The organism is Pseudoduganella sp. OTU4001 (genome assembly GCF_038440195.1).
In the GTDB taxonomy this organism is placed as follows: Bacteria; Pseudomonadota; Gammaproteobacteria; order Burkholderiales; family Burkholderiaceae_D; genus Rugamonas.
Genome location: NZ_JASATG010000002.1, coordinates 202,183 through 216,759, shown reverse-complemented (window position 1 = coordinate 216,759; position 14,577 = coordinate 202,183). Strand labels below are relative to the sequence as shown.

The following is a 14,577-nucleotide window of genomic DNA, read 5'->3' as shown; positions in this document are numbered from 1 at the left end:
ACTACACCGAAACAGGCCACATGGTCTGTTCCCGGTACCCAGTTGTGACGGGCAGATACCCGTTGAATTGCGCATCCAGCTGCGCGTCGCCGCTGTCGATGCGCAGCACACCGCCGTGCAGGGACATCAGCTTGCCGAGCGGCGCCAGCACATGCACCCTTTGCCGGCCTGCGGCGCGCAGCAGGCGGTGCGAAATCTGCTGGTTGCCGCGCCCAAGCACCATGCCCTGGCCGCCAATCGGCGACAGCACCAGGTGCAAGGGCGCCTGGCGGCTGGCGGCCAGGTCTTCCAGTTCGCTGCGCGAGGCGTCGCGCGCCAGCAGCGTGCCGTCGCCCTGCACCGCATCAACCCCGAGTAGGCTGCCTTCCAGCCCCAGCAGGTCCAGCAGGGCCTGGGTGGTGGTGCCCGGTCCGACCAGGTAGAGCGCATCCGGCGCCATCCTTTCGGCGAAGCTGCGCGCGATGGCTTGCCGCTGCGCGCCGCTGCCGCCGGCATGGCGCGACTTGCCGCCCTGTGTCAGCAAAGGCGCCAGCGGAAGCTGGAGGAAGCCGTAGAGGCGTGGCTGGATCAGGCCACGCCGCAGCGCTTCCTCGTCGAGGTCCATCACTTCGGCGTCGCCGCATACCGCCAGGCCGTTCTGCTGCAGCCGGCGCAGCAGCAGTCCCGCCGCAGTCGGATGGTTGGCGAAGACCGCCGACTGCATCTTCACGCCCGCCGGAAGGCCCAGGACCGGCAGGCTGCCGGCCAGGCCGGCATCGCGCAGGCCATCGAGCACATCGCGTGCGGTGCCGTCGCCGCCGGCAAACAGCAGCAGGTCAACGCCCATGCCGGCCAGCGTGCGGGCGGCATGGCGCGTATCCGCAGCCTGCGAAGGCGAGCCGACCGGCACGACGGCGCTGGCGCGCAGGCCGGCGGCTTGCAGCGCCGCCAGGCCCATCGCCCCATCGGCTGCATACCAGCTGACGGCATGCGCTGCGGCGCCCAGCGCTTCAAACATGGCGGCCAGCCGTGCCGGTACCTGCGGCAGGCTGTTGGCAGCCAGCGCCGCCTGCACGCAGTCCGCGCCGTCCGAGCCTTTCAGTCCGGCTGGACCGCCAATGCCGGCCCAGGGATTGACCACCAGCCCAATCTTCATGCCAGCCCGCGCTCGCCCAGCTTGCGCTGGTAGGCGCGCCAGGTGATGCCCCAGCGTTCCGGGTCGTCCAGCATTTCGCCCTGCACGCGGTGGGTCGGGCAGTTGTGCGGGGCGGTCTTGACCACATCCGGATTGCTGCGCGCTTCACCGGCGATATGCCGCATCACGCCGACGAATTCATCCAGGTCGGCGCGCGAATAGGACTCGGTCGGCTCGATGGTGGCCGGCTCGGGCACGATGTAAGGATGGTGGCTGGTCCAGTAGTGCAGGCCGAAATCGGCGGCGCGGAAGCCGATCTCCTCGGACGTCACGCCGGTCGCATCGCACAGCGCCTTCCAGCTGTAGCGCACCTGCTCGATGCGGCGCTTGCCGGCAGCGTAGGGAGCGCTCATGCCGTCGATCTTCAGCAGTTCCTGCATCATGTAGTTGTTGTTCAGGACCGCGATTTCGGACACGGTACGCAGACCTTCCGCACCCAGGTTCATTACCCAGGCGTAGGCGCGCAGCATGATCGCTGCTGCGCCGGAAAAGCTGCTGATCTTTCCGATCGACTGTTCGCCGCCGGGTACCAGCTGGTAACGGCCGTCCTTGAGGCGCACCAGTGGTCCGGGCAGGAACGGCGCCAGCTGCGCCGTGCAGCACACCGCACCGACGGCCGGGCCGCCGCAGGCGTGCGGGGTGGCGAAAGTCTTGTGCAGGTTGAAGTGGCACAGGTCGAAGCCGGCTTCGCGCGCGCGGGCGATGCCGAGCAGGCCGTTGGCGTTGGCCTGGTCATACACGCACAGGCCGCCCACCGCGTGCACCGCATCGACGAACTCCTTGATGCGGCTATTGAAGATGCCGGTGTCCTCCGGGTTGGTGATGACCAGCGCCGCGGTGCGCGGGGAGACGGCCGCCTTCAGCGCCTCCAGGTCCGGGTAGCCGTCCGCGTCCGGATAGATCGTGATGACCTTGTAGCCAACCAGCTTGGCGCAGGCTGCGTCGGACGGGTGCGAGAAAATGGTGGTGATGACTTCGTCGCGCTGCGCAGCCTCGCCACGGCTCTCGTGCCAGGCGCGCACCATCGACATATTGGCGAAGATGGCCTGCGATCCGCCGCGCGCCTGCAGCGAGACGGCGTCCATGCCGGACACTTCGCACATCACGCTTTCAAGCCGGGCGATCACTTCCAGCATGCCTTGCACGGTGCTGTCGGGCTGGCGCGGATGCAGCTCGGTCATGGCCGGCTGGCGCGCCAGCTGGTCGTTGATCTTCGGGTTGTACTTCATGGTGCAGGTGCCCTGGCCGACGTCCACGTTCAGGTCGGCGCCCAAAGTCTCCTGCGACAGGCGCAGGTAGTGGCGCAGCACGCGGTTCTGCGACATTTCCGGCAGTGCCGGGGCGCGCTGGCGCAGCATGGCGGCGGGCAGCCCGGCCAGCGGCTGGCCGGCGGCCCGCGCGATTTCCGGCTCCACTTCCGGCACCAGGATGCCGCGCTCGCCCGGCTGGCTCAGTTCAAAGATGACCGGTTCGTCCCAGCGCGCCTGGTGGTAGCGGCGCGGCTGCTGTTTGCGGTGGGTGGCGATGTTATCCATTGGTTTCATTGGCCGATGACTTTCTCTAACGTTGCGCAGAGCAGGTCGATGTCTTCCTGCGTGTGGACTTCGGTAAATGCGTAAAGGGCGGACTGGCCCAGCGCCGGGAAATCGGCGCTGAGATCGTGGCCGCCGAATACGTTTTGCTTCAGCAGGGCCGCGTTGATGGCTGCTACCGGCAGGCCGGTAGCGTCGAAATTGACGACGAACTCGCGGAAATGGCAGCTGGCGCCATGCGTCACGCGCACGCCGGGAATACGCGCCATGCGCTGTTTGGCGTAGGCGGTGCGCTGGGCGATGCCGTTGGCCAGGTCGCCCATGCCCTGTGGTCCCATCAGCGCCAGGAACACTCCAGCGGTGATGCCCCACAACGCCGCGGCGGTGCCTACGAACTCGTTGCCGTTCTCGCGCTTGTCGAAGGAGGTGCGGCTGTAGGCGACGTCGCCGAATCCGTATTCGCCCGGCACGCTGGTCGGCACAATGCCGAACAGGCGCGACGGGTACTGCATCACGATGGCGGGATCGTCGTGGCTGGCGATAAAGCCGCCCTGGCCGCCGCCGTAGTTCATGTGCATGCCGAGCGGCTGGATGTCGCCGCAGACGATGTCGGCGCCGTAGCTGGCCGGGGGCGCCAGCACGCCGAGCGAAACCGGATCGACGCCGACCACCAGCAGCGCCCCCACGGCGTGTGCCGCCGCAGCCATGGCGGCGCCGTCGTCGATGGTGCCGAGGAAGGACGGGATGTCGACGTACAGCGCGGCAGTCTGCTGGTCCATCAGGCCCGCCAGCGCGCCCATGTCGAGCAGGCCGGTGGCCTGGTCGAACGGAGCGACCACGAAATCGAGATCGGCGCGGCCATAGTTGCGCATCACGGCCAGCTTGTCGGGATTGATATGGCCTGCGACCACCACGCGGCAGCGGCCGGTGTGGCGGCCTGCCATGCGCACGGTGGTGGCGGCGGCCTGCATGCCGTCGTAGACGGGCACATTGACCACGTCCATTTCCAGCAGCTCGCCCATCATGCTGCAGTACTCGAACAGCGCCTGGAAGCGGCCATGGTCGTCATACGGTTCGCCGGCATACGCGGTGGCGAACTCGCTGCGGCCATTCACTTCATCGCATACCGCCGGCACGTGGTGCTGGTAGCAGCCGCCGCCCAGGAAGCTTAGCTGGCCGGCGCAGTGGATGTTCTTGCGCAGCAGGCCATCCACATGGCGTTTCAGGCGCGCTTCGGACAGGTGCGGGGCAGGGATGTCCAGCGCCCCTTGCATGCGCAGCGCGGCGGGAATGTCGGCGAAAAAATCTTCGGTGCTGGCGGCGCCCACCGCGCGCAGCATCGCTTCGCGCACGGCAGGTACCGAGTTGGGAATGTAGGGATGGGTTGCCATGTCATTTCCTGTTGGTCGGGGATGGGATGGCCCATCTTGTATGACCGAAATAACGTTGACAAATGATCAGTATGCATGCGATACATTAGAAAACCTTATGCATGGAGCGCCCCATGGTTCATTCTTCCAGCCTGCTGCGGCAGTTGAAAACGTTCGAAGTCACGGCACGGCACATGAGTTTTACCCGTGCCGCCGACGAGTTGTGCATCTCGCAGGCGGCGGTCAGCCACCAGATCAAAACGCTGGAGGAAGCGCTGCAGATCAAGCTGTTCAAGCGCATGACGCGCGCCATTACCCTGACCGGTGAAGGCGCCATCCTGCAGCGCAGCGTGATCGATGCCTTCGGCCGCATCGACCGCGTGCTGGCGCAGCTGGCGCAAGGGGAGGGGCGGGCCCGCAAGCGGCTGACGGTGGCGGTGACGCCTGCCTTCAGCTCGCGCTGGCTGGTGGGGCGGCTGGACCGCTTCCTGGCCGCGCACAGCGAGCTCGAAGTGCGGCTGGTGCACACCGTCATGCACACCGATCTCGGACGCGACGGCATCGACCTGGCGATCCGCTGGGGAGATGGCAAGTGGCCGGGCGTGGAATGCGAGCGCCTGTTCGGCACCGAGCTGCTGCCGGTGTGCTCGCCGGCGCTGCTGAAGGACGGCCCGCCGCTGCAGGCGCCGTCCGACCTGTCGCATTACACGCTGCTGCACGAGGATAGCTGCGACGACTGGGAGCGCTGGTTCGAACAGGCCGGCCTGGCGCCGTCGCTGGCCCTGCGCGGCCCGCTGATCGACGACAGCAATGCGCTGATGCAGGCCGCCCTGAATGGCCAGGGCATCGCCCTTGGCCGCATGGCGCTGATCCGCGACGACCTGCAGCGCGGCACCCTGGTCAGCCCCTTTAGCCAGACCCTGACCGCGCAGGGCGCCTACTACATGTGCTGGCGCCCGAGCCGCGGCGAGCACGAAGCATTGGACTGGTTCTCCGAATTCCTGCGCGGCGAAGCGCGCGAGCAGGAAGGCGTTTAGTAAAGTTGCACTAAAATGCGCCGCCGCTCGGGATGTGTGTTGAGCCGGCCCTGCGGCCTTGCTATAAGTTGGGCCACACATGTTTAGGAGCCAGCCCATGAAGGCCATCACCACCTTGCTTGGCGCCGCCGCACTCGGCGCCGCTGCCAATGCCGCGGCCGAGCCGCTTTCCTACGAGTGTTTCAGGACCGCGGCGCCGATCAGGATCGACGGAAAACTGGACGACGCGGCCTGGCGGAACGCGCCCTGGACCTCGGATTTCGTTGATATTGAAGGCGACAGCAAACCGCGCCCGTGGTTCCGCACGCGCGTGAAAATGCTGTGGGATGACCAGTACCTTTACATCGCTGCCGAACTGGAGGAACCGGACGTGAAGGCCACGCTGACGCAGCGCGATTCCGTCATCTTCAAGGACAACGACTTCGAGGTTTTCCTAAAACCGCTGCCGGACACCGAAAGCTATTACGAATTCGAGATCAACGCCCTCAACACCGGCTGGGACCTGTTCCTGCCCAAGCCCTACAAGAAGGACGGCAAACCCGATAACAGCTGGGACATCAAAGGCCTGAAAACGGCCATTGGCGTGCAGGGCACCCTGAACAAATCGAAGGACAAGGACCGCGGCTGGATCGTGGAAATGGCGTACCCGCTGAACGCCTTCGCCAATCGCCAGGCGGTACCGCTACCAAAGGCTGGTACAACATGGCGCATCAACTTTAGCCGCGTGCAATGGACGGCAGGGAAGCCGAAGGAGGATAACTGGGTCTGGTCGCCGCAGGGTTTGATCGATATGCACGTGCCGGAACAGTGGGGATTCCTGCGCTTTTCGGCCAAAACAAAGTGATCGCGTGTAGCAAATAGGACGCAACTCTGTTTACTAATCAAAACTAAACTTCATTCAAAATTAGAAAGTTTATTGAACTACTGTGGCTTCCTTTGTAAGGTTTTTCCTAGGTGGAATGAGATGCCCATCGAAACGCAAGCGGCATCTTCGCGGTTTAGTAAATCCCGCCAAATAAAGCCCGCCGTTGGGCATAACTAGGAGACCTACATGACGCTTAGGAATCAAACCGTTTTACAGCAGCGCCGCTGCCGCGTATCGCCGATCGCCCTGGCGGTGAGCGGCGCCCTGCTAACCCTCGCCAGCGCCCACGCGCAAACCACGTCGGCTGCGGCCGAACCGAACGAAGCGACCGTGGTCGTTACCGGCTACCGCTACGCGATCGAGAAGAGCCTGGACCAGAAGCGCAACGCCAACTCGATCGTTGAAGTCATCACCGCCGAAGACATCGGCAAATTCCCGGACAAGAACGTGGCCGACGCGCTGCAGCGCGTGCCGGGCGTGATCATCGACCGCAGCGGCGGCGAAGGCAAGAACGTCAGCGTGCGCGGCTTGTCCTCCGAGCTGACCCTGACCCAGTTGAACGGCAACTACATCGCCACTGCCGAATCCAACGGCGACCCGACCCGTTCGTTCAACTACATGCTGATGCCGTCGAATATGCTGGGCGGCGCCGAGTTGTACAAAACCCCGGAAGCCCGCATCGACGAAGGCGGCATCGGCGGTACCGTGATCCTGCGCACCCGCCGTCCGCTGGAAGTGAAGTCCAATTCCGGCTTCGTCTCGGCAGAAGGCACCTGGGCCGATACCACCAAGAAGACCGACGGCCAGTTCTCCGGTCAGTACGCCTGGCACGATGACGACAACCGCCTGGGCGTCCTGGTAGGCCTCACCTCGCAGAAACGCACCACGCGCACCATGGGCGCCAGCACCGAAAACTGGCAGTGGTACGCCGATAACTACAAGACCAATCCAGCGACTGATGTCAACGGCAAGCCGTCCGACATGAACAGCTACTGGTGGGGCCAGTCTGGTTTCTACGACCAGAACGGCAAGTACTACAAGAACTTCATGATGCCGACCTCGGTCAACCTGAGCGTGAAGTCCGAAGAGCGCGAACGCATGGGCGGCCAGGCCACCCTGCAGTTCAAGCCGGTACGCAACCTGACCCTGACCGCCAACTACTTCCGCTTCGACCTGAAGCAGAATTCCCAGACCAACACCCTGAAGGTCCCGGAATGGAATATCGCCCGCTATGACGGCGACGGCAACTGGCCGGGCGGCCGCCTGCTGGACGGCCTGACCTTCGACCCAAGCAACACCGTCGTCACCGGCGCGCAATACAGCATCCATCCGAACAAGGCGTACTACTGCAGCGAAGCGCAGGCGGCAGCTGGCGGTAAAGCGCCTGGCGGCTGGGGCCCGGACGATTGCACCGTGCCGACCCCGCAGATCACCGGCAGCTACAACCGCGAGAAATCGCTGTCGCAGACCGCCGATTTCGAAGCCGAATGGCGCGGCCAGTCGCTGGACGGCAGCTTCAAGTTCGGCCGCACCTGGGCCCATGGCGGTCCGCAGATGCAGATGGCGATGCCGATCAAGCCGCGCGTGCAGAATGCCGACGGCAGCTGGACCCTGGGTAACACCGCCAGCGCCTGGACCACCAACGGCACGCCGACCATGACCTTCGCGCCGCAGCTGATGGCCAACCTGATGAAGGGCATCGGCGAGATCGACCTCGGCTCCACTTCGTCCTCCTGGACCAAGAACAGCACCGAGCAGAAATACGCCCAGGCCGACTTCACCTGGCGTGCCGACAGCAACTGGCTGGATTCCCTGCAGTTCGGCGCCAAGTACCGCGACGGCGGCACCCACCGCAGCACCGGCAACAACTACTGGGTCTGCGCCGGCGCCGATCCTAAAAACTACGACAAGCGCTACCAGGCTGGCTGCGATTCCACCGCCAACAAGTTCCGTCCTGAGTTCCTGTACGGCGAATCGCTGGGCAACCTGGCTGGCGGCATCAGTGCCAGCGCCTTCCCGGCGATTAACTACCCGGCCTACATTGCGCACCTGGACAAGACCTACGGCGCCATGCAGACCCGTAACGAAGACAACTTTGTCTTCAATGTGGAAGAGAAGATCGCCTCGTCCTACCTGCAGGCCAACATCAAGACCGAACGCCTGCGCGGCAACGTCGGCCTGCGCTTCGTGCGCACCCGCCAGCATGCCGATTCGACCGACCAGGTGGAAAGCTACAACGACTACTTCTTCAACGGTCCTAACGGCTCGCCGGCGCCTTGCTTGCCGGGCGGCCTGCCGGCAGCCGGCGCACCGGCCGGTTCGGGCTGCACCAGCGGCTTCACCCGCCTGCCGGACAGCGTCGCCCGCAAGTCCAGCTTCGCTGTCAGCTCGCTCGACCGCAGCTACACCGACGTGCTGCCTAGCCTGAACCTGGCCTATGAACTGACGCCGGAACTGCTGCTGCGCGGCGCCGCTTCCAAAGTGGTGGCCCGTCCAAGCTACACCGACATCGCCTATCCGGGCGGCCTGCAGTTCTACAGCCAGGAATACGTCAACGACCGCCGCCTGATCGGTGGCGGCGACAAGCAGGGCTGGTTCGGCGAGGGCAGCAACAAGCAGCTGGAGCCGTACAAGGCGACCCAGTACGACCTGGGCCTGGAGTGGTACTTCCACCGTGGTTCGGTGCTTGGTGCTAACGCGTTCCGCAAGAACGTGAGCAACTTCACCGTGCCGGTGGTGCGCGACGTGACCATGGACGTTGCTGGCCAGAGCGTCCTGGTGCAAAGCTACTCCACCAGCGCCGGCGGCCGCGATGGCGTGTCGGAAGGCGTTGAGCTGTACGCCCAGCATACGCTGGCTTCCGGCCTGGGCTTCCAGTTCAACTACACGTACAACAAGACCAACCAGGCTGCTATCACCCTGGGCGACGGCGAAGAAATCGGCAAGTCGCCGCTGGTCGGCAGCGCCAAGAACCAGGTCAACCTGACTGTGTTCTACGAAACCGAGAACTTCCTGGCGCGTGCTTCGTACAACCGCCGCGGTGAAGTGGTGGACGGCATCGTCAACGGTCTGAACGTGTATCGCGAGCCTTACAGCCAGGTCGACCTGAATGTGTCCTACAACATCACCAAGCAGTTGAGCGCCACCGCGTCGGTGCTGAACGTCACCAAGGAAGAGTCGCGCTCCCACCTGGGCAACGATACCAAGGACCGCTTCTACTCCAACGGTTACGCCGGCCGCATCGCGTACTTTGGCTTGAACTACAAGTTCTGATTACTTCCCCAAGTTTCCTCCCCGCGTCTTCGGCCGGGGAGGTTTTTTCAATTCAGGACGCCGTTATGGATAACCGCATCAGCAGCATCACCGTTGTGGGTGGGGGCAGCGCCGGCTGGATGGCCGCCGCCGCCCTGGCTACCTACCTGGGCAAGGGAGCTAAGGTACGCCTTGTCGAATCCGAGGAAATCGGCATCGTTGGCGTGGGTGAGGCGAGTGTTCCCCATATCCGGCTGTTCAATGGTCAAATGCTCGGCATCGACGAAGCCGAGTTCCTCAAGCGTACGCAGGGCACGATCAAGCTCGGCATCCAATTCAATGACTGGGGCCGTATCGGCGACAGTTACATCCACGGTTTCGGGACCATCGGCCGTGCCGTAGGCCCGCTGCCGCTCCACCAGTTCTGGCTCAAGCTGTTCCTTTCCGGGCGCGCGGGCCCGATCGGCGAGTATTCGCCGCAAACCGTCATGGCGCCGCAGGGCAGGTTCGCCACCGGCGACCGCAACGCGCCGCCTTCTTCGCCGCTGGCGGATATCGCCTATGCCTACCACTTCGACGCCGGCCTGTACGCGCGCTTCCTGCGCGAGCTGGCGGAAAGCCGCGGCGTAGAGCGCATCGAGGGCAAGATCGTCGGCGTGAACCAGCGCGCCGCCGACGGCTATATCGAATCGCTGACGTTGGAAAACGGGCAGCTGGTCGAGGGCGAGTTGTTTATCGACTGCTCCGGCTTCCGCGGCCTGCTGATCGAGCAGACGCTGAAAACCGGCTACGTCGACTGGACGCACTGGCTACCGTGCGACCGCGCGATGGCGGTGCCCAGCGCCAGTACCGATCCGATTACGCCTTATACCCGCTCCAATGCCCGCAGCGCCGGTTGGCAGTGGCGCATCCCGCTGCAGCACCGCGTCGGAAATGGCTACGTCTACTCCAGCCAGTACATCAGCGACGACGAAGCCGCTGCGGCATTGCTGGCCGGACTTGACGGCAAGGCGCTGGCCGATCCGCGCCCGCTGCGCTTCACCACCGGCATGCGCAAGAAGTTCTGGAACAAGAATGTGGTGGCGCTGGGATTGGCCAGCGGCTTCCTGGAGCCGCTCGAGTCCACCAGCATCTACCTGGCCCAATCTGGCATTACCCGCTTGCTTAGCCTGTTCCCCAAGCGCGATTTCAACCCGCTGCTTGTCGATCGCTTCAACCGCGAATCAACCTTTGAGTATGAGCGCGTGCGCGACTTCCTGATCCTGCACTACAACGCCACGCAGCGCGACGACTCGCCGTTCTGGAATTACTGCCGCACCATGGATATTCCCGACACGCTGCGTGAAGCCGTCGATATGTTCCGCTACGATGGCCGCTATTTCCGCAATGGCGAGGATTTCTTCGCCTTGCCAAGCTGGGTGCAGGTGATGCTGGGGCAGGGCATTGTGCCGCAAAGCTACCACCCGATTGTGGACGATATGCCTGAAGGGGCGCTGCTTGACCACGTGGAAGGCATGCGCGCCATGCTGGCGCATGCAGTGGCCAGCATGCCCACGCACCAGCAATGGCTCGACCGCTATGGAAAGGCGCCTGCGCCGTGAGCCCGCATCCGCTCGCCCGCATGTGCGTCCGGCTCCTGCTGGTGTTCGCAGCCATATGTGCCGCTGCGCCCAGTATTGCCGCGCCAAGCGCTGCGGGGCGCGTCGTCCTTGATAAGGGCTGGACCTTCCGCCTTTTGCCTGGCAGCGCGCAACAAGCCGCGCACCCGCAAACCGTAAAATGGCGCGCGGCCAAGGTGCCCGGCACCGTACACACCGACCTGCTGGCGCACAAGCTGATCCCCGATCCCTACATCGGCGCCCCCGAAGCCGGACTGCAATGGATTGGCCTGGCCGACTGGGAATACCAAACCCGCTTCGACGCAGCGCCGGCGGCGCGCAGCGACCTGGTATTCGAAGGCCTCGACACCTTTGCCGAAGTCTGGCTGAACGGCGAAAAATTGCTCGACGCGGAAAACGCCTTCCGCACCTGGCGTGTGCCAGTGCAAGGCAAGCTGCGCGCGAAAGCCAACGAACTGCGCATCGTTTTCCGCTCGCCGATCACCAGGCTGCTGCCGCATGTGCAAGCGATGCCGCACAAGCTCGCCGGCAATTATCCATCCCCCTACGGCGACGAACCGCCCGACGCGATGACCGCCAACTTCGCCCGCAAGCCCGGCTATCACTACGGCTGGGACTGGGGTCCGCGCTACGTCACCGCCGGCATCTGGAAGCCCGTCGTGCTGCAAAGCTGGAGCGCAGCCCGTATCGACGACCTGCAGCTGCGCCAGGACCATGTCGATGCAGGCCGCGCCGACGTCACCGCCATCATGACCGCCGAAGCAGCCCGCAACGGCGAATTCGACCTGCGCCTGTGGCAAACGGCCCCCGGCGGCAAGCGCACGCTGGCCGCGCAACGCCGCGTCGCCATGCAGCCCGGCGCCAACCGGGTCGAACTGCCGCTGCGGATTGACAATCCGAAGCGCTGGTTCCCTGCCGGCTACGGCGCGCAAGCGCTATATCGCTACGAGATTGAACTCAGCGACGGCAAGGCGGCCATCGCCAAAGCCAGCACCCGCACCGGCCTGCGCAGCATCGAGCTGCGCCGCGACCCCGACGCGCAAGGCAAGAGCTTTTATTTCGCCGTCAACGGTATCCCGATTTTCGCCAAGGGCGCCAACTCGATCCCGTTCGATATGTTCCAGCCGCGCGTCACCAAGGCGCAGCTGCGCCGCGTGCTGCAGTCCGCGCGCGACGCCAACATGAACATGATCCGCAGCTGGGGCGGCGGCTACTACGAGAGCGACGATTTCTTCGACCTGGCCGATGAACTGGGCCTGCTGGTCTGGCAGGACTTCATGTTCGGCGGCGGCATGCAGCCGGCCTACGACGACGCCTTCCGTGCCAACGTCATCGCCGAAGCGCGCGACAACATCCGCCGCCTGCGCAACCATCCGAGCCTGGCGCTGTGGTGCGGCAATAACGAAGAGGAAATCGCCTGGAAATACTGGGGTCCCGGCAAGGCGATGAGCGCAGCCGATCCTGCCTTCGCGGCCAAAGTATGGAACGGCTACGTGCAGCTGTTCGGCACCGACCTGCGCAAGGTGGTGGCGGAAGAGGGTGGCGGCATCGCCTATTGGGCCAGCTCGCCCAGCGACGACCTGGCGGAAATTGCCAACACCCCGGCCAGCGGCGATATGCATTACTGGGAAGTGTGGGGCAACCCCGCCCACCCGGTGGGAAAATACCTGGAAATCACGCCGCGCTTCATGTCCGAGTACGGCCTGCAGGCCTGGCCCGTCCAGCGCACGATCGATGCTTTCGCCGGGCGCGGCGAGCAGGGCATTGCCGCCCCGGTCATCGAAGCGCACCAGAAGTTCATGGCCGGCAAAGGCAATGAACGCCTGCTGAAATACGTGAAGGACGAATTCGGCGAGCCGAAGGACTTCGCCGCCTTCGCGTACCTGAGCCAGGCCATGCAGGCCGAAGGCATCGGCCTGGCCGCATTGCACCACCGCACCAGCCGGCCTTACACCATGGGATCGCTGTACTGGCAGCTCAATGATGTCTGGCCCGGCGCATCGTGGTCGGGCATGGACTGGTTCGGCCGCTGGAAAGCGCTGCAGTTCCACGCGCGCCGCTTCTTCGCCCCAGTCGCCGTTGCTGCGCTGCGCAACGCCAGCGGCAAGACTGCCGTCAGCCTGCTCAACGACCGCACCGGCAGCCTGACCGCCGAATTGCGCCTGCGCGTGATGGGGCTCGACGGCAAGGTGTTGCGCGAAGAACGCAAGCCGCTCACTCTTGCGCCGCTGTCCGCCGCCGCCGTCGCCAGCTACGCCGATGCCGATTTGCTTGGCAGCGCCGACCCGGCCACCACGGTTGCGGTCTTCGACTTGCAGGCGGAAGGCGAGCCGGCGTCGCGCGCCGTGGTGTATTTCAAGCCGGCGAAAGAGATGCGCTGGCCCGAGCCCGGGCTGAAGGCCGACCTGCGCCGCAGCGGCGACGGCTACCAGCTCGAGCTGCGCGCCGCCAGTATGGCGCGCGCCGTGTGGATCGATTTCGGCGACGCCGATGCTGAGTTATCCGACAACGCACTGACCCTGCTGCCCGGCGAAAGCGTCATCCTGCGCGTGAAATCCAGGGCTCGACTGGCGCCGCCGCACGTACGTTCGTTAGTCGATGTGCTTGTTTACTAAACTTTGCTAAAAGCGTGCTAAATCAACGACTTTGGTTGACGTTCGATATAGGCCGGCGGTATAAAAACTAAGCGTTTAATAAACCGGAATTTGGAGACATTTTAGTGAGCCAGGTCACCCTGCGCGGCATTGCGGAAGCCACCGGCCTGTCGATCGGCACGGTATCGCGCGCCCTGAAAAACCAGGTCGGCATGACCGAAGAAACGCGCAACAAAGTGCGCGAAGCCGCCCTGCGTCTCGGCTATGACTTCGGCCAGTTGAAGAAGGGCCGTATCCGCCGCATCGCCTTCCTGCTGCACAGCCAGCACAACACGCTGGCGTCCAGCCCATTCTATTCGCCCGTGCTGCAAGGCGCGGAAGCAGCCTGCCGCCGCGAAGGTGTCGCGCTGTCGTTCATCGCGGTCGGCCCGGCCGAACCGGTGCTGGCCCAGATCCGCCTGCACCAGCCGGACGCCATTGTGTGCGCCGGCTTCTTCGAACCGGAAGTACTGGCCACCTTGCAGCAAGTCGGCAAGCCGATTGTGCTGGTCGACATGCACTGGCGCGGCTTCACCTCGGTCAACCCGGACAACTTCCGTGGCGGCTATCTGGCTACCCAGCACCTGCTGCGCACCAGCCGCAAGCGCATCGCCATGCTGTCCGGCTCCCTGGCCCACTACAGCATCCAGCAGCGCAACCGCGGCTTCCGCCAGGCGCTGTTCGACGCCAAGGTGCATGCCGACCCTAACCTGGAAGTGATCGTACCGACCATGGGCGACGGCGATGAGGGCGTGATTGAAGCGATGCGCAGCCTGCTTAGCCTGCCCAAGCCGCCCGACGCCGTGTTCTGCTACAACGACAGCACCGCGCTGGCAGCCATGAAGTACTGCCTGGGCGAGGGCATGAAGATCCCGCACGACATTGCCATTGTCGGCTTTGACGACATCGCCGCCGCCGCCGCCGCGATCCCGCCGCTCAGCACCATCCACGTCGACAAGGAAGAACTGGGGCGTGCCGGCATCGAACTATTGCTCCACAAAACAGACGAAACCCCTCCCCACATCACCGTACCAGTCGAAATGATCGTGCGCGAAAGCAGCTACGACGATTAGTGCCCAACTAACCCGAATCCAC

At 64.5% G+C, this 14,577-nt stretch carries 9 protein-coding genes; 6 read left to right on the top strand and 3 right to left on the bottom strand.

Annotated features, from left to right (window positions below; all coding sequences use genetic code 11):
* Window position 1: 1 nt before the first annotated feature.
* From AAHE99_RS02940 to gcvPA, 3 genes are read right to left on the bottom strand one after another with little or no spacing between them, the layout of a single operon-like run.
* Window positions 2-1,135, bottom strand: a complete 1,134-nt coding sequence (locus tag AAHE99_RS02940) for an ATP-NAD kinase family protein (RefSeq protein WP_342114239.1) — start codon at window positions 1,133-1,135, stop codon at window positions 2-4.
* Window positions 1,132-2,709: an aminomethyl-transferring glycine dehydrogenase subunit GcvPB gene (gcvPB, locus tag AAHE99_RS02935; protein WP_342114237.1), complete on the bottom strand. Its 1,578-nt coding sequence runs from the start codon at window positions 2,707-2,709 to the stop codon at window positions 1,132-1,134. The genes AAHE99_RS02940 and gcvPB overlap by 4 nt, the downstream gene beginning before the upstream one ends.
* A 5-nt stretch (window positions 2,710-2,714) precedes the next feature.
* The gene (gcvPA, locus tag AAHE99_RS02930; RefSeq protein WP_342114235.1) at window positions 2,715-4,097 is read right to left on the bottom strand and encodes an aminomethyl-transferring glycine dehydrogenase subunit GcvPA; all 1,383 of its coding nucleotides are present in this window, start codon (window positions 4,095-4,097) and stop codon (window positions 2,715-2,717) included.
* A gap of 113 nt (window positions 4,098-4,210) precedes the next feature.
* On the opposite strand from gcvPA, the gene gcvA reads away from it, so the two are divergent.
* The 6 genes from gcvA to AAHE99_RS02900 all read left to right on the top strand — a co-directional run bounded on the left by gcvA (window position 4,211) and on the right by AAHE99_RS02900 (window position 14,555).
* A complete protein-coding gene (gene gcvA / locus AAHE99_RS02925) occupies window positions 4,211-5,113 on the top strand; it encodes a transcriptional regulator GcvA (protein ID WP_342114233.1) in 903 nt (300 codons plus the stop codon).
* A gap of 97 nt (window positions 5,114-5,210) precedes the next feature.
* Window positions 5,211-5,957 (top strand): carbohydrate-binding family 9-like protein, encoded by a 747-nt coding sequence (locus AAHE99_RS02920; protein ID WP_342114230.1) that lies wholly within the window; start codon window positions 5,211-5,213, stop codon window positions 5,955-5,957.
* Window positions 5,958-6,164: 207 nt separating this feature from the next.
* Window positions 6,165-9,251 carry a TonB-dependent receptor gene (locus AAHE99_RS02915; protein WP_342114228.1) on the top strand — a complete coding sequence of 1,029 codons (3,087 nt, stop codon included), beginning with the start codon at window positions 6,165-6,167 and terminating at the stop codon, window positions 9,249-9,251.
* Between the two features lie 65 nt (window positions 9,252-9,316).
* Complete coding sequence (locus tag AAHE99_RS02910; RefSeq protein WP_342114226.1) at window positions 9,317-10,831, top strand: tryptophan halogenase family protein; 1,515 nt, start codon at window positions 9,317-9,319, stop codon at window positions 10,829-10,831.
* Window positions 10,828-13,464 (top strand): beta-mannosidase, encoded by a 2,637-nt coding sequence (locus AAHE99_RS02905; RefSeq protein WP_342114225.1) that lies wholly within the window; start codon window positions 10,828-10,830, stop codon window positions 13,462-13,464. The genes AAHE99_RS02910 and AAHE99_RS02905 overlap by 4 nt, the downstream gene beginning before the upstream one ends.
* Window positions 13,465-13,568: 104 nt before the next feature.
* A complete protein-coding gene (locus AAHE99_RS02900; RefSeq protein ID WP_342114223.1) occupies window positions 13,569-14,555 on the top strand; it encodes a LacI family DNA-binding transcriptional regulator in 987 nt (328 codons plus the stop codon).
* Window positions 14,556-14,577 lie beyond the last annotated feature (22 nt).

What these genes read in the sequence shown, in the direction of transcription:
- AAHE99_RS02940 (WP_342114239.1), bottom strand. Translation starts at nt 1,135, where the DNA reads ATGAAGATTGGGCTGGTGGTCAATCCCTGGGCCGGCATTGGCGGTCCA.
- gcvPB (WP_342114237.1), bottom strand. Translation starts at nt 2,709, where the DNA reads ATGGATAACATCGCCACCCACCGCAAACAGCAGCCGCGCCGCTACCAC.
- gcvPA (WP_342114235.1), bottom strand. Translation starts at nt 4,097, where the DNA reads ATGGCAACCCATCCCTACATTCCCAACTCGGTACCTGCCGTGCGCGAA.
- gcvA (WP_342114233.1), top strand. Translation starts at nt 4,211, where the DNA reads ATGGTTCATTCTTCCAGCCTGCTGCGGCAGTTGAAAACGTTCGAAGTC.
- AAHE99_RS02920 (WP_342114230.1), top strand. Translation starts at nt 5,211, where the DNA reads ATGAAGGCCATCACCACCTTGCTTGGCGCCGCCGCACTCGGCGCCGCT.
- AAHE99_RS02915 (WP_342114228.1), top strand. Translation starts at nt 6,165, where the DNA reads ATGACGCTTAGGAATCAAACCGTTTTACAGCAGCGCCGCTGCCGCGTA.
- AAHE99_RS02910 (WP_342114226.1), top strand. Translation starts at nt 9,317, where the DNA reads ATGGATAACCGCATCAGCAGCATCACCGTTGTGGGTGGGGGCAGCGCC.